Source organism: Paenibacillus polymyxa (assembly GCF_001719045.1).
GTDB lineage: Bacteria > Bacillota > Bacilli > Paenibacillales > Paenibacillaceae > Paenibacillus > Paenibacillus polymyxa_B.
The window spans coordinates 3,381,393-3,404,193 of sequence record NZ_CP015423.1 but is presented as its reverse complement, the minus strand read 5'-3'; the positions used below and the strand labels follow the sequence as shown (position 1 = coordinate 3,404,193).

18 protein-coding genes, 1 tRNA gene and 2 pseudogenes are annotated in these 22,801 nt (G+C 40.7%); 10 read left to right on the top strand and 11 right to left on the bottom strand.

The genetic code is table 11. The annotated features are described in order from the left end of the window. Positions 1-81: 81 nt before the first annotated feature. Positions 82-1,137 (bottom strand): acyltransferase family protein, encoded by a 1,056-nt coding sequence (locus AOU00_RS15200; RefSeq protein WP_061830022.1) that lies wholly within the window; start codon positions 1,135-1,137, stop codon positions 82-84. Between the two features lie 365 nt (positions 1,138-1,502). On the opposite strand from AOU00_RS15200, the gene AOU00_RS15195 reads away from it, so the two are divergent. Then, on the top strand, positions 1,503-2,144 hold the full coding sequence (locus AOU00_RS15195; protein ID WP_061830023.1) for a hypothetical protein: 642 nt from the start codon (positions 1,503-1,505) through the stop codon (positions 2,142-2,144). Positions 2,145-2,492: 348 nt separating this feature from the next. Here AOU00_RS15195 and AOU00_RS27095 read toward each other — a convergent pair whose 3' ends face one another. The 4 genes and pseudogenes from AOU00_RS27095 to AOU00_RS15180 form a co-directional block, all read right to left on the bottom strand. Then, positions 2,493-2,600, bottom strand: a complete 108-nt coding sequence (locus tag AOU00_RS27095) for a hypothetical protein (RefSeq protein ID WP_023986758.1) — start codon at positions 2,598-2,600, stop codon at positions 2,493-2,495. Positions 2,601-2,745: 145 nt separating this feature from the next. After that, complete coding sequence (locus tag AOU00_RS15190; protein WP_061830024.1) at positions 2,746-3,627, bottom strand: glycosyltransferase family 2 protein; 882 nt, start codon at positions 3,625-3,627, stop codon at positions 2,746-2,748. 503 nt (positions 3,628-4,130) lie between these two features. Next, positions 4,131-4,373: pseudogene (locus tag AOU00_RS15185) on the bottom strand (glycosyltransferase); the annotation flags it as partial. Between the two features lie 260 nt (positions 4,374-4,633). Continuing rightward, positions 4,634-4,876: a WGxxGxxG family protein gene (locus tag AOU00_RS15180; protein WP_069290957.1), complete on the bottom strand. Its 243-nt coding sequence runs from the start codon at positions 4,874-4,876 to the stop codon at positions 4,634-4,636. Positions 4,877-5,031: 155 nt separating this feature from the next. Between AOU00_RS15180 and AOU00_RS15175 the strand changes: the two genes are divergently transcribed. Together AOU00_RS15175 and AOU00_RS15170 are read left to right on the top strand one after the other, a co-directional pair. Further along, complete coding sequence (locus AOU00_RS15175; protein ID WP_069290956.1) at positions 5,032-5,550, top strand: DUF3231 family protein; 519 nt, start codon at positions 5,032-5,034, stop codon at positions 5,548-5,550. A 515-nt stretch (positions 5,551-6,065) separates the two neighbouring features. Further along, positions 6,066-7,058, top strand: coding sequence for a YiiG family protein (locus tag AOU00_RS15170; protein ID WP_069290955.1), 993 nt, complete (start codon positions 6,066-6,068; stop codon positions 7,056-7,058). Positions 7,059-7,525: 467 nt separating this feature from the next. Here the strand turns inward: AOU00_RS15170 and AOU00_RS15160 are convergent, their stop codons facing one another. Beyond that, positions 7,526-8,377 carry an aldo/keto reductase gene (locus tag AOU00_RS15160; RefSeq protein ID WP_069290953.1) on the bottom strand — a complete coding sequence of 284 codons (852 nt, stop codon included), beginning with the start codon at positions 8,375-8,377 and terminating at the stop codon, positions 7,526-7,528. Positions 8,378-8,550: 173 nt separating this feature from the next. Here AOU00_RS15160 and AOU00_RS15155 point away from each other — a divergent pair, with 173 nt between their 5' ends. From AOU00_RS15155 to AOU00_RS15140, 4 genes are all read left to right on the top strand, one after another. Further along, positions 8,551-9,045, top strand: a complete 495-nt coding sequence (locus tag AOU00_RS15155) for a MerR family transcriptional regulator (protein ID WP_061830029.1) — start codon at positions 8,551-8,553, stop codon at positions 9,043-9,045. A 390-nt stretch (positions 9,046-9,435) separates the two neighbouring features. After that, entirely contained in the window at positions 9,436-11,052 is a 1,617-nt protein-coding gene (locus AOU00_RS15150) for a spore germination protein (protein WP_069290952.1), read from the top strand. Positions 11,053-11,064: 12 nt separating this feature from the next. Beyond that, the gene (locus AOU00_RS15145) at positions 11,065-12,291 is read left to right on the top strand and encodes a Ger(x)C family spore germination protein (protein WP_069290951.1); all 1,227 of its coding nucleotides are present in this window, start codon (positions 11,065-11,067) and stop codon (positions 12,289-12,291) included. Positions 12,292-12,319: 28 nt separating this feature from the next. Then, positions 12,320-13,417, top strand: a complete 1,098-nt coding sequence (locus AOU00_RS15140; RefSeq protein ID WP_069290950.1) for a GerAB/ArcD/ProY family transporter — start codon at positions 12,320-12,322, stop codon at positions 13,415-13,417. 113 nt (positions 13,418-13,530) lie between these two features. On the opposite strand, the gene AOU00_RS26295 is transcribed toward AOU00_RS15140, so the two are convergent. From AOU00_RS26295 to AOU00_RS15125, 4 genes are all read right to left on the bottom strand, one after another. Continuing rightward, positions 13,531-13,806: a hypothetical protein gene (locus tag AOU00_RS26295; protein WP_155765241.1), complete on the bottom strand. Its 276-nt coding sequence runs from the start codon at positions 13,804-13,806 to the stop codon at positions 13,531-13,533. Between the two features lie 146 nt (positions 13,807-13,952). Beyond that, positions 13,953-14,039, bottom strand: a tRNA-Thr gene (locus AOU00_RS26290). Positions 14,040-14,594: 555 nt separating this feature from the next. Next, entirely contained in the window at positions 14,595-15,077 is a 483-nt protein-coding gene (locus AOU00_RS15130) for a nucleoside deaminase (protein WP_061830034.1), read from the bottom strand. An 87-nt stretch (positions 15,078-15,164) separates the two neighbouring features. Next, the gene (locus AOU00_RS15125) at positions 15,165-16,073 is read right to left on the bottom strand and encodes an EamA family transporter (protein WP_061830035.1); all 909 of its coding nucleotides are present in this window, start codon (positions 16,071-16,073) and stop codon (positions 15,165-15,167) included. A 667-nt stretch (positions 16,074-16,740) separates the two neighbouring features. Here AOU00_RS15125 and AOU00_RS15120 point away from each other — a divergent pair. The 3 genes and pseudogenes from AOU00_RS15120 to folE all read left to right on the top strand — a co-directional run bounded on the left by AOU00_RS15120 (position 16,741) and on the right by folE (position 20,930). After that, positions 16,741-18,675, top strand: coding sequence for a beta-glucoside-specific PTS transporter subunit IIABC (locus AOU00_RS15120; protein ID WP_069290948.1), 1,935 nt, complete (start codon positions 16,741-16,743; stop codon positions 18,673-18,675). Between the two features lie 20 nt (positions 18,676-18,695). Next, positions 18,696-20,144, top strand: a complete 1,449-nt coding sequence (locus AOU00_RS15115; RefSeq protein ID WP_081330715.1) for a 6-phospho-beta-glucosidase — start codon at positions 18,696-18,698, stop codon at positions 20,142-20,144. Positions 20,145-20,295: 151 nt separating this feature from the next. After that, positions 20,296-20,930: pseudogene (folE, locus tag AOU00_RS27595) on the top strand (GTP cyclohydrolase I FolE). Positions 20,931-21,372: 442 nt separating this feature from the next. On the opposite strand, the gene AOU00_RS15105 reads toward folE, so the two are convergent. Next, positions 21,373-22,785 (bottom strand): helix-turn-helix transcriptional regulator, encoded by a 1,413-nt coding sequence (locus AOU00_RS15105; protein WP_069290947.1) that lies wholly within the window; start codon positions 22,783-22,785, stop codon positions 21,373-21,375. Positions 22,786-22,801 lie beyond the last annotated feature (16 nt).

Below are 22,801 nucleotides of genomic sequence, written 5' to 3'. Positions count from 1 at the left end.
CTTAAGTTTAATCACAATACTCTCGAATGAGTGTCCGTGAAGTACAATTCAGTAGCCTCTTTCAAACAAATAGCAAGAACCCTACACTTGGCCCCCAACTTTGTTTGTACTCAGATCAATATTTTTAGTGTACACTTTGTTATTAATGAGACTAATGATGCTGTTAACTACAATTGAAGTAAGTACCGTTAACAACGTTAGCCACAACAAGATCAAGATAGATACCTTGGGGAAGAAAACAATACTCTGAAAATAGTAATAACAAAAAAAGGTGTGGGTTAACCAAATATTCATTGAATTTTTACCTAAGTAAGCAAAAGGTCTGGTTAGTTTTAATTTATTCATTAAATGAATACTAACGAGGATAAATAAAGGGGCAATTATCATATCAATCGTTGTCTTCTCAAATAATTGACTCGTGGTACGAAAGCGAAATAACACTACAATTATTATAATATCAAACAGTATGTTATTAAATATGATGGAATTATAAATCTTACTCATCCATGAATACAATTTATATTTAGCAAAGAACAACCCTATCATAAACGGTAGCTGCCAATACATAATACTGTAATAATTGCCTTGTGAATATGAATTATAAAAAACAAGACCGGAAATGAGTAGAGTTACCCATGCGTTACGTTGAATGGCTTGAAAGCTGACCGGAAAAATTAATAGCAGCAGAATATAATCATATAAAAACCACCACTCACCATTATATGAACTTGAGAGCGCTATAAAATTCCGCAAAAAATCCATTATTGAATTATGTTGAAATCTATCAGAATTTCCAAAGAAGTATAGACCAGCTGGGATAAAAAGCAAAAAAACAACCCAGTAATTTATCATTATTTTGCTTAATCTTGTAAAGCTTTTCTGCATTAAATGATGTGGATTTTGAACATTGCTCTTATATAATCCATAACCACTTAGAAACAAAAAAATAGATATTGCTATTTGACCAAAGTGTCCTAAATAAAATTCCCCTCTTTCATGAAATAAACTAAATAATGAAACATAGTCATACTTTAATCTATCAGGAAAAGCGAAGAGGTGATGGATCAAAAGTAGTATTACAGCAATACCTTTTGCAATATTTGTTTCTGCAAGCTTTAATTCCTTGTCATGGTGCACACAATATCCTCTTTTCTAGTTGTAATTGAATAGAGATATATTAGCACAAACCAAAAATATAAAATATTTATTTTTTTAAATACTATTTCACCCTCCATTTTTATACAAAGAAATGCGGCCCCAAAAACCTATATACCACGCTGTGCCTGAGTTTGTAAGTTATTGGTGAAGTGATAACCCCCGGGTATGCAACATTTCCTAATTTGATAGAATCAGCCATTTATACAATTTTTATCAACACAGTATATCCTTGTTGTTAAAACTTAAAAGTATTATGTATTCAACATTAATATTCGATAATAAAGGTAACAAGATAAAATGAGCAACTACCTCAACCGATGAGGATACTCACAGGAGAATTCGTCATGTTAAAAAAAGTTCTATCCATTGCTCTACTTTCTGTAGCTCTAACAGCTTGTGGAAGCAATTTTAAAGAAACAACGACAAGGTCTGGGTCTTCAAGTACATCCTTTGCTACTGAACAAACAGTAAGCAATGAAAATACTGCTCAGCAAGCTTCTACAAATGAGGTCACAGATAAAGAATATTTATTTGCTGAATTCTTGAAAGATGGAACACCCGTGTTAACAGAAGATCAAGCTTCTATGGAACAAACCTCTTATGACTTCATTGTTAAAAATAGTGACTTATTTCCTTCCACAGATAAAAGCAAAGTCATTAATCTAGTAGACAAATCTGTAACAACAAAACACTTAAATAAAAATCTGAATTTATACTTAAACAAATTTGTGAAAATAACCGGCGATGTAATAGACATAGAAGAAGATAACATTCCTATAGGGACAACGGCGATCGTTTACATTAGTGATGAAAATGATAATACAGTAATGGCAGTTTATCCGGGAGCAAGTGGAGAAATTTTTGAAGGAGACGTTGCTACAGTTATTGGAGTTCCTATCGCTAATTTTTCATATGAAAATGTTTCAGGTGGCTATACGAATACTACATTGTTAGCAGCTTCTTTTCTCACGAAGGAAAATCAATAAATTTTAATCAAGTAAGCCCTTATCTTTAACGAGTATTCAACGAAATAAACAACAAGAAGGACTCTATCTGGTTAAATGCCCATAGAGTCCTTTTTTAGATTTACTAAAGGGCAAACTGTTTGCATTTCCCTCCCCAGCCTACGCATTACGAGTGTTCTGGAATAGGATCGGCCCTCTATAGCAGGGGGATAGAACATGAAATGCGGCCCGTAAACTCAGCTTAAATAAACGGGTAGCCCTAAGGTTAGCAGAGCTTTTTATCTAATCTAATCTAAATTCGGGCAGATTATGAAAGAAAGTCGTTGAACTTGATTGATGGGACATTATCATACAATTCTTTTCACAAAATTAAACCCAACATGATTTAAGGATGATAACCAAGAGAATATAGAGCACCAAAATGGCCGCTGTAGAAGTCCACACACCGCAAACAGCTGCACCTGCACATCCGCTCATAGCTTTAGCCCTCCTTTATTTGTCGTCATCTTAATATATGTGTAAATACGTTCTATGACCGGGCATTCAGGTAAACATAAAAACACCCCATTACTTATGCCAGCGGGATATTAGGATACTTTCCGATCGCTTGCTGATATTTTTGTTAATATGGAAGATGGGATATACACCGTGAAAAAGCCATGCTTAATAGCTTCTGATTGTAAATCTGATACTTACAGTTTTGATCCAACACCCAATTCGCAAATCCTACTGCTTTAATGTAGCAATTATAATCATAGGGATTAATTTTAAACTCAAGAATATCCAGCATAATCCGATTCTCTTCATCTGATAATTCCAAGCCCAACTGGCTAAACTGTCTTTGCCGAATTCTCCGAGCGGTGTCGTCTTGTATTGCTCTGTGCTGAATGGACACTTGTCCTTTATGTTGACGATAAAACAATAAGTTTATGGGGAGGTTCGCTATTTGTACCTGAGAGGCTAATCGGTTCCACAGTTCGTAGTCTTCGGCATGAGGATAACTACTATCATATTGAATGTTTAGCCGATGTATCATGCTATTGCGTATTATTGTAGCAGGATGGCAGATACAGCAATGAAATAACAACCATGTTTTAATTTCTTCATGACTAGCCGGATTCACCTTAAGTGCCCCTCCATTAGATGTAGTAAAAGCAGCACCGCATACATCAATTAAGGGATTTTGATCCATAAATGATATTTGCACATCCAGTCGATCTGGCGTAGAAATATCATCGCTATCCATACGAACGATATATTCACCAGTTGCCCTATTGAATCCCTCGTTTAAAGTAGCGACCAAACCTTGATTGGTACTATGAAAGATTTTAACCACTCTAGGATCTGTTATCTGTGAAATAAGAAAAGCAGATCCATCTGTTGAGCCATCATCAATAATAATTAATTCAAAATCGGAGTAGGTTTGAACTAAAATACTGTGGATTGCTTCCCAAACAAAAGCCACAGTATTATAAACTGGCAGTATAACTGAAGCTCGTGGCACAAGAAGTTCCCTCCATTCTACGTTTTAAATTAAGAAAATATTATTTTACATAAAAGCGAACTTCCCTATTTTTCTCGAAAACTAGTTCTTCATATAATCATGTTCTAAGTATATGTATTGGAAATACATTTCGAGGCGGCTTCTTGGTAAAAAAGGTTCTACTAAAAAGAACTTGTTGAACCGATAATATAATTTCCTCTTTTTTAAAATTATTGAAATAAAATAGGATTATTATAAATTTTCTTGTTCATGAACTACCCTGGTTTTTAAGTTTACTTAAAGTGAAATCTTCAAACTCTTACTCTAATTCGATTAATTGTTTAATAATACCCACTCCAACAAAAAGCACGGTCTCCAAAAGCTTGGTAGCCGCGCTGTGCTTGAGCTTTCTATACCACCCTTTGGGGTGATTATAGAAAGCTAATCTGCTTGGCAGCGCTTATAACGCTCACTTAAAATTTTCCAGGGAACTGTTTAACAATGCCTTCTGTCAGGATGTCCGCTAACCGGTCCAATACGTCCTTCTGATCTTGAAAGATTAGATATGGCGCTGACAATATAGTTCCTCGTCCATATCGTATGGTCGATCCATACCTTCTGCATATCGCCTTTCAGTTGCACCATTTTGGAACTTAGGCAAGCAGAGTTCTTCTCCTCGCCTACCTTCGCTTGCGCGACTACTAACGGAGTCATGCTGAAAACGAGCCCAAGGTTAACGGCAACGCCAGTAACCATTTGTTTTTCACATTCATCTGCTCCTCTTACGTTTGGAATAAAACAGGCTGTGTTATTATAGGTGTAATATCCTATTTTATACAGTTAGTGTAAAACCAAAAGGTTGCCGATATTTTGAACGCGAAAGAGAAACTAGCCATCATCGCAGAGATCAAAAGTGGTGTCTTAATCTTTATTTTCCGTCTAAAGACATAGTTCGAATAAAAACAATCCCCTCCGGCCAAGTATGGTTAGCGGGGATTGTTAAGTTGTTTTTGAGTTGTATTTACGATTATCTTTTATTGTGGTTTTCAGGCTCGCGACGTTTTAAACCTGCCAATCCAACTAACCCCAACAAACCAAGCCATCCCCAATTATCATTATCGTCATCATTATTATTAGTAGTTAGCATTTGTGTTCTACCATTGTCGTTTGTGCCCATATTATTTTGACTGTTTTCAGCAAATGCTACTGCCGCTCCAAAGCTTGAAATCATTAATGCAACAACAACCATTATCTTCATTTTTTTCAACATACCTAAACCACTCCTTTAGATTTGTGTTTGCAATCAATTTTTTAATGTATTTAGCATGCCCAGTAGAACTTATTTCTTATACACACATTAAATCTTCACTACTGGGAATCATAAATTTGTATATCATTAAAATTAAAAAAGGAGTGGTTTTTATAATGGGTATCCTAAGCGGGAATCCAAAAGACGAGCCCATGCATTACGGAGAAGTTTATAGTGTGTGGCAGTTTTCAGCGTTAGCGAAAGGCAGCGTTTCATTTTACCAAGCATGCTTAAACCACGCAGGAGACAAAGAGCTCAAAAAAGTACTGGATGATCTTATTGATCAAGCTAAACTAGAAATCCAAGAATGCGACGCAATGCTTACTGATAATGGGATTGCCCCAGCTCCTATTTTGCCTGAAAGACCCCCTGTGAAACTTGAGGATATCCCGGTTGGTGCAAGGTTTACTGATCCCGAAATTGCAGCTAAAATCGCATTAGATACCTCTGTGGGATTGACGTCTTGCAGCCAAGCTATGGGTCAATCCATTAGAGAAGACATCGGGGCTTTATTTGCGAAATATCATTTAACTAAGACTGCTTTGGGAGTCCGTATTCTAAAAATGAACAAAGAAAAGGGTTGGCTAATACCTCCCCCTCTTCAATTAAAAAGACCTGAACCAGTTAAAGCCTAAAATTCCAGCACAATTCAACACACTCTTCCATAGATCGTTCAACAAAAATCCCCGCCGACCAGTTAAGGTTTGCGGGGATTTGCTCTGCTTACGTTTAAGCACCTCCGATGGTAACTTAAGGCTGAATACTATTGTGGTGGTTATAGGCTTGATCCAGCACAGTAACAATAAACAAAAAGCTAGCCGCGATGATCAGCAGTACCATTTTTTTCAACATTGGTCATCCACACCTTTTCGATACATAGCTGGCATATTACAGCATCCTGCTAAAAAGTTGCAGACTAATCTGAACGGCGACGTTAAGCTAACGAGCAGGACAGTTCCAATATATGCTACTCAAGTCTCAAGACCTACTCACCAAATAAATTTAAAATTGAATAGATTGTCACAATCAACATTGATATGCGGCGAAGAGGGAATTTAATCGACCAGAAGAGGTCAATTGTTCTCTCTCCTATTCAGACATATTACAAAAGAAAAGCACGTTAAATTACTCAGTCGGAGGAATCACTATTTTGAGAAAGCTATCATTCTTTATTGCCATTATCATGTTAGGTGCAATGTTGTCCGCTTGTTCTGCCATTACATCCACCGTGGATCAAGCGTCTGCAGGTGTTACGTCCGGCGAGAGCAAAGAAATCGAAAAATACAATGCGTATGTGAGGCTGAATAACTTGATGACAGGCAGAATCAATGAGGTTCTGGTACATTATTTCGAGAAGTTCGGAGTTGATACACAGCCTGTAATCGAGAAGAACTTCAGCTTCATCATGCTCGGCGTTGCTGAAACTGAGCGGGAAGTTATTGATAAAGCGAACGGCTATACCGCAAGCCAACCTGCTTTTGCGAACGCAGACCCCGTAGTGATCAAACTGACACCAGTCATCAATGATCTGTTGTCCGTCCTCGACGAGATGAAAGCCTACTATGATACAAAAGGCTACGTGGATGATGATTTCGCAAAAGGAAAACAGCTGCATACCAAGCTGGTAAGTGCCAATCTCGCTTACGAGACTGTCTCCAAACAATACTTCACAGCTATGCAAAAGTTGGGTAACGAGCAACGTCTGGCTGAACTGCAAAAACTCAAGGATTCAGACCAGCAGATCAGGTATAATGCCTTGAAGTTCATGATAGATGCCGAGGCTACGGCCATTGAAATGGATGAGCAGGGTATCACCGCCGACAATGTGCTGCAGCTTGATATGACGAAGTTTAAAGCCAAATACGACATCATGACCGCAGATCTGAGTGCGCTCATGACAATCTCAAAAGACAAGAATCGAGTTCAAAAAGAAGGGATTAATAGCTTCAGTATCAGGAACTATGTTGATTCAGCCACTGAGGCAAAAGCGGCTGCTTCGAAAGTCATTGAACGCATCAATAAGAAGGAACCTGTATCTGATTCTGACCTGAACGGCCAGTTCCTGAACACTACGGATGGCACACCTGAGAATTTCAATTATAAGCTAAGCAAGGCAGTCGAACGATATAATGAAATAAATTAAGCGAATCTACGATAGGGGCTGCGAAAACAAATACGGAGTTCCGGTAACGAAAAAGCTCTGCCAACCATAAGGTTAGCAGGGCTTTTGCTTTAACTCCTCCACTGGTAACTTGAGGGGGAATGCTATGATGGTGGTTAAAAGCTTGATCCGGCACATTAACCATAAACAAAAAGCTAGCCACAATAAGCAGCAGTACCGATTTTTCCAACATTTTTATCCACACCTTTTCAATAAGATTTAAAAGTGTTAAAAAACATTGGCGATTCAATTACAGAAGAGAACCCTAAATGATTGCTCTAATAGGAGGTTTTATTATGATTAAGCGAAAGATGACATCATTATAAAGCAGAAAAGCGAATCCAAGGGTCAATTCAAGTAAAGAAAGGACAGGGTTCACTTCAGACCGCCCTGTCCTTTCTTTATAGATGAGGATAAACGCGTGATCAGTTTACGGTTCGATTCAAGGTTTACAGATCGACTCTCCAGTTGCCCATCATCTTGGCGACTTCCGGGTCACGGTACGATAAGAAAAGACTTTCCCGCGTATCGAGGGTCGAAATTTGTTCGATATCGTCCGCGCTCAACTCAAAATCAAAAATGTCAAAGTTTTCAACGATCCGCTCTTTTCTCACCGATTTTGGGATTACAACGACTTCACGCTGAACAAGCCAGCGCAATACGACCTGAGCGACGGATTTTTTGTGTTTTTCTGCGATCGAGACCAGCACTTCGTTTCTGAACATGTTGTTAAGTCCCTCAGCGAACGGGGCCCACGACTGATGTTGAACTCTCTGCTCTTTCATAAAAGCTGCGCTCTCTGTCTGCTGGTAGAACGGGTGCGTTTCGATCTGGTTGACGGCGGGCACGATTTCGTTATGAACGATGAGGTCCATAAGGCGGTCGGGTAGGAAGTTGCTGACACCGATCGCCTTAATCTTGCCTTCGCGGTACAGGTCTTCCATCGCACGCCAAGCACCGTAGTAATCGCCGAACGGCTGGTGAATAAGGTACAGATCGAGATAGTCGAGTTGCAGCTTCTTCAAGGATTTGGAAAATGCGAGCTTGGCTCTCTCGTAGCCGGCATCCTGAACCCATAGCTTGGTCGTGATGAACAGCTGCTCACGCGGTACGCCGCTGCGCTTGATCGCACGACCGACCGCTTCCTCATTCAGATAACCGGCGGCGGTGTCGATCAGGCGGTAACCAGCCATCAACGCTTCATATACGGCGTTCTCGCATTCTTCAATATCTGGAACTTGGTAGACACCAAAGCCGATAATCGGCATTTTCACACCATTGTTTAATGTCACGGTTTGCATTCTATTTCCTCCCATTGTTCAAATGTAAAGCAAACGGCCGCGGAACTGGGAAATCGGGCACCTCAGTGGGATTACGCTTACGGTCGACCTGCATTACAATAAACCTATCGCCTTCGTGTTACACGAAGTCAAGCCGTCTTCAAAAAAATTTACTTTTCCAAGGAGGATTCCACATGTATACAGTCAAAGAAGCCGCCCAGATAACGGGACTCACCGAGCACGCTGTACGCTTTTACACGGATAAAGGCCTAGTACCAAGCGTACAGCGCAATCAAAACAACATTCGGATGTTCGACGAAGAATCGATCAACTGGTTACATGGCGTCAAATGTCTCAAGCAATCCGGGATGCCGATTGGAGTCATTAAAATGTACGTCGATTTCTGTCTCGAAGGGGATTCGACCATTCCGCAACGCTACACACTCATGATGGAGCATAAGAAAGCGGCGCTCGTTAAGCTCGAAGAAGCCAAACAGCACGTTGCCCATTTGGAACAAAAAACGGCCCTATATCAGGCCATTCTGGAGCACCGTTCTCCAGACACGACTAATCCTGGCAACTGGGATAAAATTCAGCATATGCATAGTGACGTTTTTTACTCGCCCTCTGTTCGGAAGGCTAGAGATCTACGTGAAACACAACTGCTCGAAGAAAATACTCTTTTTTAAACTCCTGGTTGGCTTAGGATGAACAAGATTTACATCAGTCTAGATTGAACTAACACAGAGGCGTTAGTTCAATGAAAACAGCGACAGTCTAGGACTTTATTTTCTCCGTCCTTTGCTGTCGCTGTTTCAATTTCTAGAGTCAGTCTGCTTTTTTCTAAACTTATATCTTAAATTACTTCTGTTGCTCTAATACTGCGGATTTTAAAATATATTTCAGTATGAATAAGCCTGTAGACTACAATACGTCGTTAGGCAACAGGGGCCTCCACAATTTGTAATCATAGTTGCAATGGATTGGGTTGCAACCATCTTTTACAAGAACAGTACATATAAATCGTGGAATAGCAGCATATTACAATTGACCGCTAACTAGAAGGGAACTGTATTGCTGTGATTGATAAGTTAAAAAAATGGCTGTTTAAACAGCCTCCACGATCCAAAAATGGCAGGAGCCCTAAACCAGTTAATGACGAAAAATCGAATGAGTTATCCAAGAAGCTGAGTGGCACGCTTGAGAACAATGTGACCATGCTGAAGTACGAAATAGGACATAGCACGGATTTCATTCTTCGTTGCTTGAACGATAAACAGGGTAATCCGGTTCTCGCTGTAGCTTTTCTTCAGGGCCTGATTGATCAGCAAATTTTAACGACACTACTGGAGGAGCTCACTGCAGGTATTCGAAATGGGGATCTCTCTGATCGTAATGTTGAAAGTTGGTTGATGGATCGTATTCCTATTGGGGGCATCACTTGCCTTGAAAAGGAGCAAGCACTTATCCATGCCGTTCTCTATGGACAGGTGGGTCTCCTTGTCGAAGGCAGCACCAAGGCCTTTGCTGCTTCTATCAGCGGGGGGGCTAAAAGAGCGGTTGAGGAGCCAACATCGCAGACAGTAATTCGCGGCCCTAAAGAGGGGTTTACAGAGGATATATCCACCAATATCGCACTCCTTCGGAGAAGGATCAAATCAACTGAACTCCACTTTGATTCTCGAATTATCGGATCATACACGCAGACAAAGGTATCGGTGGCATATATTCGAGGCATTGCAGATCCGGAGGTGGTTAAGGAAATCTCCAGACGGTTAGACTCCATCAACACTGACAGTATTCTCGAAAGTGGATATATCGAGGAATTTATTCAGGATGGGGTATGGACACCATTTCCAACCATTCATAACACCGAGCGCCCGGATTCTGTAGCAGGTAGCTTGCTTGAAGGGCTGGTAGCGATATTGGTTGATGGGACCCCATTTGCGCTGATTGCTCCCGTAACCCTTTTTCGGTTTATCGCATCCAGTGAGGATTACTACCAGCGATATGATTTGGCATCTTTTCTTCGAATCGTTCGGATGGCATCCTTTTTCTTGGCATTGCTATTACCCTCATTCTTTATTGCAACAACTACGTTTCACCAGGAAATGCTGCCTACAACACTGCTTATCACTCTGGCTGCACAGAGAGAGAATACACCATTGCCCGCCCTGCTTGAAGCAATGCTAATGGAGCTGACCTTCGAGGTTATCCGCGAAGCAGGAGTACGAATGCCGCGCGCTGTAGGGCCTGCAATCTCTATCGTTGGGGCTTTGGTTCTTGGACAAGCTGCCGTTCAGGCGGGGTTGGTGTCCGCAGCTATGGTGATTGTGGTATCATTCACGGCTATATGCAACTTTGTGTTACCTTCGATCAATATGGCGGGGGCTGTTCGTTTGCTCAGGTTTGTACTCATGCTGGTGGCGGGTTTATTTGGGTTATACGGCGTTTTGTCGGCCTTGGTTCCCATCCTCGTTCGATTAGTATCTATGAATTCGTTCGGTGTTCCTTATATGATACCGATCGCACCTTTCTATAAGAGCAATATGAAAGACCTGTTTGTGCGTGCACCTTGGTGGATGATGAAGAAACGGCCGGTAATGATTGGGGATTCCAATCCAGTAAGACAGGCAACGGAACAGGAATCATTTGCAGAACAGGCAGGGGAACATGGCCGAGATCCCATGGCGTAAGGAGGAACCGGTATGTCCCTATTAGGAAGGTTTTTTATGATTTTGGTCGTGTTATTCAGTTTGACGGGTTGCTGGAATCGAGTCGAACTGAATGAGCTGTGGGTAACTGCGGCTACAGGAGTAGATATGATGGACGACGGACAGTGGATGGTGTCCTATCAGATTATTGTTCCCTCTGCCATTGCAAGTGGAACCGGAGGAGGATCGGGAAGCTCTTCCCAACCCGCATCCCATGTATTCTCTGTAAAGTCCAAAACCTATAACCAGGCGTTATCGTACAGCAATTTGGAAACATCAAGACGAATCTACATAGCACATAATCGTGTTATATATATCGGTAAGAGAGCGGCTGAGAAGGGAATGGATCGTTTAATCGATTTTTATCTTCGTAATACGGAAGCGAGAGAAATGGTATCTATAATTATAACGGATGGACTAGCATCCGATCTAATAAAGAAATTATTGCCTCCTGAAAAACTTCAAGGCGCCGCCATGGCTGAATTGATCGACAAAGAGAGCGATAGTTTATCGTTGTTTCCGAAAGTTAGGGTTTATGATTTCGTATTGAGCATGAACTCGGATTCCAAATCCATTGGGGTACCAGTCGCCGAATTAATCGGAGAGAGAGACCATGAGAACGAGAAGGAAGCAGAGAGTCTGGATGTTTTTAAAAAAACCTCGACCCCGCTCAAGCTGGCATTGACTAAATTAGGGGTGTTTCAAAACGGAAAGCTTAAAGGATTTCTCGACAAGGAAGAGAGTCTGGGAGTATCTTATCTGTCCCAAAAGGTTAATAACACCGAAATTTCGTTCCCATGCAGCGAACAACTCGGTAGGGAAATGCACTCTTCTCTAACAGTAGATTCTGCAGATGTAAAACTTATACCCAGAAAAACGAGTTTTCATTACACCATGCAGGTTAGAGTTAAAATTAACGGAACTTTAAATGAAAGCACATGCACTAAGGATATTTCCAAGACAAGAACCATACATGATATGGAAAAAGAGATTGGAAAAGAAGTGACCAGAACGATAAATGAGGGCTGGGATAAACTCCAGGAACTGGGCGTGGATGCAACTGGTTTTGCTGACCGGATTCACCGAAGGTTCCCAAGGGAGTGGGAGACGGTGAAAGAAGACTGGGAGCAGGAGTTCAAAAAGATAGAACTGGATATTCGAGTAGATGCACGAATTCAGCGTCCTGGACTCCTGCAGAAGCATATCGGAAGTCAAACCTAACCTATTTGTAAAAAGGGGCCTAAACAGTATGAATGAAACCGTCACCAGGGTATCCGGGTTAGCTATCGCTTTTTCCTTGTTTCAGGTTGGCAGTACAACATTATTCCTATTGGGAGCTAAAGCCAAGCAGGATGCATGGCTAGCCATGCTGATAGGTGCACTTGCGGGCTTCGTCCTGCTAATCATGTATTTATACATGCATAAACTTGATCCACATCGAGATTTGTACGAGCTCCTATGCCATTATTGGGGAAAATGGATAGGTAGTCTGGGGGGACTTTTGTTCATCGGTTACTTTGCTTATGAAGCTTCCAGGAATGTCAGGGACATGGGTGAGCTCGGCGCATTGACATTGCTGAACAGAACCCCTACCGAAGTTATTACGTTTATAGCGTTAATTGTCTGTGCCGATGTGGTATGGTTTGGACCGAGAGTCTGGTTCCTTCTATGTCATATATTTTTGCTTCTGTTGGTGTTTGGTTACGGCATTTTACTATTGCTTACTCTTTTTACTGGACTTATTCACTTTGAGTTTTTATTTCCTGTATTGGAGAGCGGTTTAACTCCCGTATTGAAGGCTGCCATTCCCGAGATCGTGTCTTTTCCTTTCGGTCAAACGGTTCTTTTTCTTGTGCTATTCAAGATCGTCACGGATAAACGTAAGTTAAAGCGATCGATCATCATTGTTTACTGGTTCACTGCTGTGTTCCTTATCGTTTTGAATGAACTATCAGTCCTTGTTCTAGGTCCAGATTGGGCAGCATCAAGCACCTATCCCTTGTTTGAGGTTACTCAACTAATTGAGCTACCGAAGATCGTTGAGAGAGCTGATGTCCTGTTTACGATGATTCTATTTATTGGACTCGGAATCAAAACGGCTGGTTTTATGTTTGGTGCCGTCATAGGGCTTCAAACGATAACCCCCTTTAGATATAAGCCTGCTTTACTATTGCTAAGCATCATCATATACTCTCTTACGTTTCTATCTCCTAGGTTAACCGAATTTTTGTGGTTCGGTCTTCATGTAGCCTTGGTTCAAGTCTGGCCTATCTTTCAAATTGCTCTGCCTGTCCTCCTTTTCCTGACCATGCTAATTCGGAAGAAGAAGAGAAGGGCTTATAGTTAGCAGCTACTGTAGGCATGAGCATGTTGATTTTACGCACCGGTTGAAACTTCTTCTACGGAAGGTCGTGTGGCGAAAAACCTGCTAAAACAGGATTTCAAGGCGCACAAACCTAATCAAAAATGGGTCACAGATATCACGCAATATCGTGTAGGGGGTTGCTGGGTATATCTATCTGCGATTAAAGATAATTCAACAATGAAATTGTAGCCCACCAACTCAGCGAACATAACGACAACGAATTGATTGTATAGACGTTCGCCAAAGCCTTTGCCAAGCAAAAAGACGTGACCGGACTGGTCGCTCACAGCGACTAGGGCTTCCAGTACACATCTCACACTTACCAAGACATACCGCCAAAGGTTGGCACCCAAATCAGCATGTCTTGTCATTTTACAACTATTTATCTGAGCCTCAGTAATGCGATCTATCTGGTTAACAGACATAGACTTATTCCCTGTCACAATTTGTCCAGAATCATAAAAAAGCGCGCCCTCCAAAAAGCTTGGAAGCCGCGCTGTGCTTGAGATGATAGCTATGCTGGTGAAGGGAATTGAACCCCCGGCCTACGCATTACGAGTGCGTCGAAATAGAGTTTTGGTGGGTTTTACAAGACTCCTATAGCCTGCACTATCAAGAATAAGGTTCCTACTGGTAGTCTAGATATCCGTATTTCGGTAGAAGATTTGGTAGAAGAAAGTAATTGAGGCAATAAGACGAGACTGATGCCTTAATGCTCTCTTAAGTCTCCTTCTCGTCTCCTACGAGCATGATGATCTTTAGATTTTGATCCCGGCCCTCCAGATGACAATATCCCGTAGTATAGAATTTCCCGCCCCCATAGAGTTAGGTATCTTACTCTAGAACAAGCTAATAACTTTTATGTTCTCTGTGCGCCTCCACGTCTTTATCACCAGATCTAACATATCACAGTGGCCTGCTGAAAAGGAAAAGAACAATGTTCCTTTTCTAAATGATCTAAATATAATCGCGCCATTTATACCTACTCTTAAAGCATCTTTTTATATGTAAAAAAGCTCTTATTCTAAGTAAGGATTTGAACTTATCCAACAAAAAAACAATTCAATGTTCTTTTTTATTATATATGGAATTAACTGCTATTTATTGACATGTTATTGGAACTAACTTAGAATGTTTTTCTACTATTATAATAGCATGCTCATTTAGTTCGTTGATGCATCTCCACATGCAGTGCTTTAATTTGGTTAGCTAACTCAGGTACAGGGCCATCCACTTTCGCATCGCGAATGATTTCCTGAATGGATAAATTGTAGATCGGCGTTGGCATAACGTTCAATTCCTCCATCCATTGAACCAGTTGAGCAGAAGAACTCGCATATACGATGCGGCCCAATCCAACCCATGCATGAGCAGCTGCACACATTGGGCAATGTTCGCCAGATGTGTATACCGTTGCTTTTGCTCGTTCCTCTGGTGTCATATGGTTAGCAGCCCATCGTGCCAAAGCAAATTCCGGATGTTGAGTATGATCCCCCCCAGAAATATGATTATAATCTTCTTCCAGTACGTTCCCTTGTTGGTCCACAAGTAGAGAACCAAAAGGTTCATCTCCATGCTCCAGCGCAATTCGTGCAAGTTCCACACAGCGTTGCAAAAGCTTCGAGTCTTGTTCTGAAATCATGATTATCTAACCTCCTAATATGATGAGTTTTTTGATATTGTATAAGGATAAGATAGCATGCCCCTTTATCCTCGTGTATCGTTTAGATTAAAGTGCAGTATGTTCCTTCATTGAAGATTCCGGGCTGGATGTTCTTTGTCGTATGTTGCTATATGCGATGCCGCATAAAATAATGATAACGCCAATCCACTGAGACCAGCCGACAAATTCTCCTAATACAAGAGAAGACATAATAACGGCCATGGGTAATTCAGATGCAGTCATAATTGTACCCATTCCTGAACCAATATGTGGCATACCTATGGAGTACAAAAGCGGAGGCAACACTACTCCGAACACTCCGAGGACTAATCCAAAAGGACTCAATCCTGCCAGCACATCGGGGTTAAATAAGAAGGTTGGCGGAAATACTACAAAAACAGTAATAACAGCTCCGGTTGAAAGAAGGGCGCTTTTCAGTATGGGCGAAGTTTCTTTCGCAACAGCACCACTAAGAAAAACAAATAAAGCAAATGTTGAAGCAGCCAATAGCCCCCATATCGTTCCTTGCCACGAGAGCGAGAGATCACCCTCAGAAAAAATGTTTGCCGCCAAAACCGAACCGATGAGCAGTATTCCAATCGAGATAAGTTTACTTCTGGTTGGTTTTTTCTTCTGGAGAATCCATTCGTATAGTGTCCCAATCCAAACAAACTGAAATAAAAGGACGATAGCTAGAGAAGCATTTATGGTCTGTAGCGATTGATAATAAAACATGCCTGTCAGTCCAAATGGAATTCCGGATAGAAGGAGTTTTGTAACCTGCTTGTACGTAAGGTTTTTATTTTTTGCAAAAATTACAAATATCCAACTCAAAACTGCACCAAAGAAATACTGCGCACCAGTTACCTCTGGTGTTGAAAAACCAGCGCTATATGCCAGTTTAACAAATGTGGAAAGTATGCCGTAACAACAACCTCCCAAGAAAACAATAACTGCATAATGCCACAACTTCATAAACAATCCTCCTTTTTTGAATACAAAAAAGCCACACAAATGCGTAAAGGCATTCGTGTGGCGAAAATAGAGATGACTCTCTAGAAAAATCCACATCCATCGGGTTTTAGTATTTCGTTCTTTCGGTATCAGTATAAAAGCAAAGGTTTGTTCTTGTCAATAATCTGATTCGGAGAGAATCAGGATGAAATCTAAAGTAGGTCAAAGCGACAGTAACAGTTAAATACAAAGTAATGTGATTAAATAGCAATCAAGTCCAAATTATTTTTTAATTATTTGGGCCAAAATTACTACATATATGAAATGTAAGAATGTTCATGTGAATTTCTCTCTACAAGTTAAATTCCAGAGAAAAAAACCTTGCATTTTCAAAAAAGATTGTTTTATTATTGTCCGCAAAGGGAGCTTGTACATCAACTGGATTGTGACTGTTCAATCAGGCAATACCATTTCTGGCCAGAAAAGACGTACCTTCAGCTAACTTTCACAAAATTTGAGGCCTGTGACAAATAGAAAATTGCTAACACAGCCTTACAGGATGTAACCGTCGAAGGGCAATATCTGGATCGCTAAACTTCCAGCATGGTGATGTTGTCTAAGATCTATGCACCGGACAGCTATTCAGTTTTTTTTGATGCAAAGTCACAGCCAGAGAGGAAGAGCATTCATGAATTATGACCAGTTGGCCAAGGAGATTTTGTCTGGAGTTGGCGGTGTTGAAAACGTTACCAGCGTTGTTCATTGTGTAACACGATTGCGCTTTCAATTGAAGGACGAAGGATTGGCCAAAACGGAAGAATTAAAAAGTTTGTCTGGGGTCATTACGGTTATGCAAAGTGGGGGGCAATACCAAGTTGTTATTGGGAACGAAGTTCCAGATGTGCATAAAGCCATAACTAAAATTGGAAAATGGTCTTCAGATGATGAAGAGACATTAAATTCAAATGACGAAAAAACATCCAAAGGAAACATCTTCAATCGTTTTATTGATATGATTTCAGGTGTTTTTCAGCCATTACTTGGCCTATTGGCTGCAACAGGAATGATTAAAGGATTCAATGAACTGTTCTTGTCTTTCGGTTGGATTACTGAAACATCTGGGACGTATCAATTGCTAAAAGCAACTGGCGACTGTCTGTTTTACTTTTTCCCCGTATTTCTAGGGTACACTGCAATGAAAAAATTCGGTGGGTCTTCCTTTATTGGAATGGCTATAGGAGCATCTCTCGTATATCCGACGTTGTCGGGTTTAAGTGAAGGAAATCTACAATACGTTTTGTTTGGAGGAACCATTTTTGAATCTCCAATTCATATCACGTTTTTGGGTATTCCTGTAATTTTGATGAGTTATTCCTCCTCTGTCATACCTATAATTCTGGCTTCATTCTCTGCCTCAAAATTAGAAAAGTATCTAAAAAGAGTTATTCCACAAGTGGTAAGAACTTTCTTGGTTCCCTTTTTTACGATGCTTATTATCGTCCCAGCCACTTTTTTGGTTATAGGTCCGATCTCTACATGGGCAGGGAATTTAATTGGCGCGGGCGCTACCGAAATTTACGGATTTAGCCCCATTTTAACGGGATTAATCATAGGCTCAATGTGGCAAGTCTTGGTTCTTTTTGGACTTCATTGGGGGATTATTCCCATTGCGTTGCTGAATATTGGCACACTAGGATCAGATCCGATTATGGCGCTTTCTTTTGGAGCTTCATTTGCGCAAATCGGTGCGGTTCTAGCGGTTCTGATCAAAACCAAAAATCAAAAAACAAAAGCTTTGAGTGTACCGGCATTCATTTCAGGGATTTTTGGCGTCACGGAGCCTGCTATATATGGCCTGACCCTGCCTTTAAAAAGACCATTCATTATGAGTTGTATTGCCGGAGGGATCGGTGGAGGCCTATTGGGATATGCCGGGTCAAAATTCTATATTCTTGGGGGCCTCGGTGTGTTTGGCTATCCCAATTTCGTAAATAAGGCAGCCGGCATTGATTTCAGTTTTTACATGTCGCTTATCGCAACTGCAGCTGCCTTTATTTTTGGGTTTGTCTTGACCTATTTTATTGGTTTTAAAGATCCAACAGAAACAATGTCAACAAATATGGGTGACAAACAAGAACCGATTCCCAACACAAGTCAATTGAATGACCAACCATTTGAAATTGTTAGTCCGATGACCGGTACTGTTGTTAGACTCCAAGATATTAAAGACGAGACTTTTGCAGGAGAGCATATGGGTAAAGGGATAGCCATCCGCCCCACGAACGGACGGGTCGTATCCCCAGTGAACGGCATTGTACAAACGATTTACCGTACTAAACATGCCATTGGTCTCATTAGTGATGACGGGGTAGAAATACTCATTCATATCGGACAAGATACGGTTCAGTTGAAAGGTCAGCATTTCAATGCATTTGTTAAGGATGGTGATCGTGTTCAGGTCGGTGATATCATTGTAGAGTTCGACTTGCAGGCGATCCTGGATGCCGGCTATGAAACGGTAACCCCCATTATAGTCACGAATACGTCTACGTATCGCGACATTGTAGGGATCAAAAATGACATGGTTAATGAAAAAGAACATTTAATCAAAGTATATGTATAAAAATAGGGAGGTACGTGGAAATGTTTAATGAAATCACTAAATTCCCGGATAATTTTCTGTGGGGTGGAGCTACAGCTGCGAATCAAATTGAGGGAGCTTACCTGGCTGATGGTAAGGGACTGACGACCATTGATTTGATGCCGACGGGGCCCAAACGTAATCAGGTTTCGACTGGCAACTTAAATTCATTTGTACCCGAGGATGGCGAGTTTTATCCTTCGCATGAAGCTATCAATTTTTATCATCGTTATAAAGAGGATATCGCGCTTTTTGCTGAAATGGGTTTCAAATCATTTCGAATGTCGATCTCCTGGGCCCGTATCTTTCCAAATGGTGACGATGTAACTCCGAATGAAGCAGGATTGCAATTTTATGATGACGTGTTTGATGAACTTCTGAAGTACAATATTGAGCCTGTCGTTACGATTTGTCATTTTGATTTACCCGTGAACTTGGCGAAAACGTATGGCGGCTGGAAAAACCGAATCATGATTGAACTATTTGAAAAATACTCCAAAACACTGTTTGAACGCTATAAAAATAAAGTGAAATACTGGATGACATTCAATGAAATTAATATGTTATTGCATCTTCCTTATACAGGAGCGGGCATTATTTTTGAAGAAGGCGAGGACAAACAACAAGTTCTGTATCAAGCAGCGCATCATGAACTTGTAGCAAGTGCACTGGCAGTCAAGGCTTGTCATAAAATCATTCCTAATGCCATGATGGGATGTATGTTGGCGGCTGGAAATGTATATCCATACAGTAGCAATCCGGAAGATTACTGGGAAGTAATGAAAATGGAGCATGATTCATACTTCTTGATTGATGTACAGTCCAAAGGCGAGTATCCAGGTTATGCCAAACGCTTTTTCATTGAGAATGGAATTCAGCTACAGCTTGAGCCTGAAGATTTGGAGATTCTGAAGACATATACTGTGGATTACATCGGTTTCAGCTATTATTCGAGCCGTTGTACCAGTGCTGATCCTGAAATTTTGAAGAATTGTACGGATGGAAATGTGTTTGGTTCCGTAATTAATCCTTACTTGGAAACCTCCGAGTGGGGATGGACAATTGATCCAAAGGGCATGCGTATTACCTGCAACCAGTTACATGAAAGGTACAACAAACCATTGTTTATCGTTGAAAACGGACTTGGTGCCCAAGATACTCTTTTGGACAACGATACCATTGAAGATGATTACCGCATTGAGTATTTGGACCTTCACTTTGCAGAGATTGCTGAAGCAATAAAAGACGGAGTTAATATTATTGGTTATACAAGTTGGGGACCGATTGACCTTGTGAGTAACGGTACCGGCGAAATGAAAAAACGGTATGGATACATCTATGTGGACAAAAACAATGATGGTTCTGGCACGCTTCGTAGAATCAGAAAGAAAAGTTTTCATTGGTACAAAGAAATTATCGCTAATAATGGAGCGAAGTATTTTCAGAAATAATCGCTGATTTAATACAGGTTAACTTTCTATGTTGACTAATAAATAAAATATAAATTATCCCCTTTAAGAAGACTATGATGTAAAAAACACATGGCACTTACAGGGGATTTTTCGAGTGAATTTTCTAGATATAGTGAGGGAGAAAACTCAGATGAATCTTGATTCGGAATCTTTGCTTGAACTGAAAAAATCAATTGGTCTGGGGCATAGTTTTAGCGACATTGAAGTCAAGCAAGTTAATAGTGCGTTGGCTGGCATCACTGACCTCATTCGGTTATGTGGTGATAATCCAGGTAGAGATGAATTGAAAGAGACTCCTTGTCGTGTTGTTAAAGCGTTTATGGAATATACCGAAGGATATAATGAAAATCCTGAAGCCCTTCTGGAGAAGTCTTTCGATGTATCTTATGATGAATTAGTTCTTGTGAAAGATATCTCTTTTCATTCTCTTTGTGAGCATCACTTTGCTCCGTTTTATGGAAAGGCGCATATTGCCTATCTACCACAAGGGAATATCATCACGGGATTATCCAAGCTAGCCAGAAGGTAGATGCCTATGCACACAGATTTCAATTACAAGAGAGAATGACAACACAAATTGCAGATACCTTGGATAAAGTTCTTAAACCACTAGGAGTAGCCGTATACATCGAAGCTGAGCATTACTGTATGTGTGGAAGGGGCATTAGAAAACGTGGAACTGTAACGAAAACTTCATCATTCCGTGGTGTGTATAAAGACGATGCGGTTGCTCGGTCTGAACTATTGGCAATGATTAAATGTTGAGCGAGCATTTGTGAAAAATGAATTTTCAAACCGTGATGACACGTTGCCGGGAACATGGTCCCATTGAAAGTCGCTGTTTAGCGGCTTTTTTATTTTATCGGTACAAGTTCTTGTCCCGATTGCCGAAAATGGACAAGAACATAGTCCGATTACCGATTAGGTATGTATCTAGCCATTCCGGTATAATCTTCTCCACTGTACCGCCATAATCCACAATATCTATCAAATTCGATATCCGACTTTAACACCTTATATGTATGTTTCATGCTGATCACCTCATTTAGCTATTCGGTGGATTTAGAAAATTCCTTCAAAGCAATAGATCCCCGCCGACCAATTAAGGTTAGCGGGGATTTGCTTTACTTACGTTTAAAATCCTCCATGCTGTACTTGAGGCTCTATACCATGCGAGTGAATAGGTACAGTAACAATTAACAAAAAGCTAGCTGCGACGATCAACAGTGCCATTTTTTTTAACATTGTTCATCCACACCTTTTCAATAAAATTTAAAAAATTTGCTTTGGTTTCAGGAGTCGCATGTTCTCGAAAATGTAAAAACAGCCCCATACAATTTATGAAATAAGTCTCATTATTTAGTGTATGATAACTTACCATTGAATACATCAAATGTTTAAAGCCATCATCGTAAGAATTTCTATGTAAATAATAATGAGCCAACTCGTAACCACACCAAGCAAAATAATCTGGCACCACTTGTTGAGTATATATATCACTTGGTGAGTGTTGCGACAATGATACAATGTCCGCTTCAAAACGTTTAATTATGTTACTAACATCAATATCATATCGGTTAGCCGCTATCATAATATTCAGCAGTTGGATGACCTTATCTTCTTGCGTTGTATCCTCCGCTGCATCGATGTATTCAATATATTCTTGCAGCACCTTTATATCTCCGGATAAAAGCTTATTGACAATAATATTAGCTTTTGCCCAATGCTTAAACAAGCCAATCCAGTGTTGGGTATCTTCGTCTGTCTCTTTAACCCAATCTAAATTAGCATAGGCGTATGTATATTGTAGAGCTTGGTGGTAATCGCCTTGGGCTTCGTAGACACCTGCACACAATAAGTCAGCATAAGCAATGTATCCAAATAGCGGCCCTCTTGTTCTCTTTTCAATATCTCGTAACTCACGTTTTTCTTGGTGTTTTAAACTATACTGGATTTCCGCTTTAGTTCTCATTTGCCTTGCCATTTCGTCTACCTTGTCCCATTTACGCAAAGACCTGTACACGTTTGCCAAATCCTTCAATGCGTCAAGCTGGTCTATTTCATCCAGACGTTCCACGAAGGGTTCAAATAGTGTTGCAGCCTTGAGATTCTGGCTTTGATCGTCTCCAATCTGAATCGTAAATATACGATATTGACAGACTGCCAAACGCTCAGAATGTTGATATTTCTCCGCTTCAGCTATCCCCTCATAGAGCAACAATGCAGCCGCATTTTTTTCCTGCGACAATAATTCTTCTGCAATTTCAAATAGCTTGGGTGAATACAGTAGATTATCCATGATGGCTCCCACCACTCGACGGATCGCGTCCAACTTGTCCAACTCCGCACAGCGAAACAAAAATGGCTCGATTCGCCTCATATTCGGAGGATGGTCGATGATGTAGTTTTCTATGAACAAGTCATAAAAGTGACCTTCAGGTAAACCCATAGCCTCGGTAATTCGGTCGAGCTGGTTAACAGACAAAGGCTTGTTTCCTGTCACGATAGCACTTACTGCTCCCCTATTCATATCCGCAATATGACCAAACTGTGTTAAACTCAATCCTTCTTGTTGTAGGTATCTGTCTAATTCTGCTCGAATCGTAGGTGTATGCTTCATGCCATAGCCACCCTTC

Excerpts from the sequence above, each read along its gene's own strand:
- AOU00_RS15145 (WP_069290951.1), top strand. The coding sequence starts at position 11,065 with ATGTCCCTATTAGGAAGGTTTTTTATGATTTTGGTCGTGTTATTCAGT.
- AOU00_RS27095 (WP_023986758.1), bottom strand. The coding sequence starts at position 2,600 with ATGAGCGGATGTGCAGGTGCAGCTGTTTGCGGTGTGTGGACTTCTACA.
- AOU00_RS15140 (WP_069290950.1), top strand. The coding sequence starts at position 12,320 with ATGAATGAAACCGTCACCAGGGTATCCGGGTTAGCTATCGCTTTTTCC.
- AOU00_RS15130 (WP_061830034.1), bottom strand. The coding sequence starts at position 15,077 with ATGATTTCAGAACAAGACTCGAAGCTTTTGCAACGCTGTGTGGAACTT.
- AOU00_RS15195 (WP_061830023.1), top strand. The coding sequence starts at position 1,503 with ATGTTAAAAAAAGTTCTATCCATTGCTCTACTTTCTGTAGCTCTAACA.
- AOU00_RS15175 (WP_069290956.1), top strand. The coding sequence starts at position 5,032 with ATGGGTATCCTAAGCGGGAATCCAAAAGACGAGCCCATGCATTACGGA.
- AOU00_RS26295 (WP_155765241.1), bottom strand. The coding sequence starts at position 13,806 with ATGACAAGACATGCTGATTTGGGTGCCAACCTTTGGCGGTATGTCTTG.
- AOU00_RS15120 (WP_069290948.1), top strand. The coding sequence starts at position 16,741 with ATGAATTATGACCAGTTGGCCAAGGAGATTTTGTCTGGAGTTGGCGGT.
- AOU00_RS15180 (WP_069290957.1), bottom strand. The coding sequence starts at position 4,876 with ATGTTGAAAAAAATGAAGATAATGGTTGTTGTTGCATTAATGATTTCA.
- AOU00_RS15115 (WP_081330715.1), top strand. The coding sequence starts at position 18,696 with ATGTTTAATGAAATCACTAAATTCCCGGATAATTTTCTGTGGGGTGGA.
- AOU00_RS15160 (WP_069290953.1), bottom strand. The coding sequence starts at position 8,377 with ATGCAAACCGTGACATTAAACAATGGTGTGAAAATGCCGATTATCGGC.
- AOU00_RS15155 (WP_061830029.1), top strand. The coding sequence starts at position 8,551 with ATGTATACAGTCAAAGAAGCCGCCCAGATAACGGGACTCACCGAGCAC.
- AOU00_RS15125 (WP_061830035.1), bottom strand. The coding sequence starts at position 16,073 with ATGAAGTTGTGGCATTATGCAGTTATTGTTTTCTTGGGAGGTTGTTGT.
- AOU00_RS15105 (WP_069290947.1), bottom strand. The coding sequence starts at position 22,785 with ATGAAGCATACACCTACGATTCGAGCAGAATTAGACAGATACCTACAA.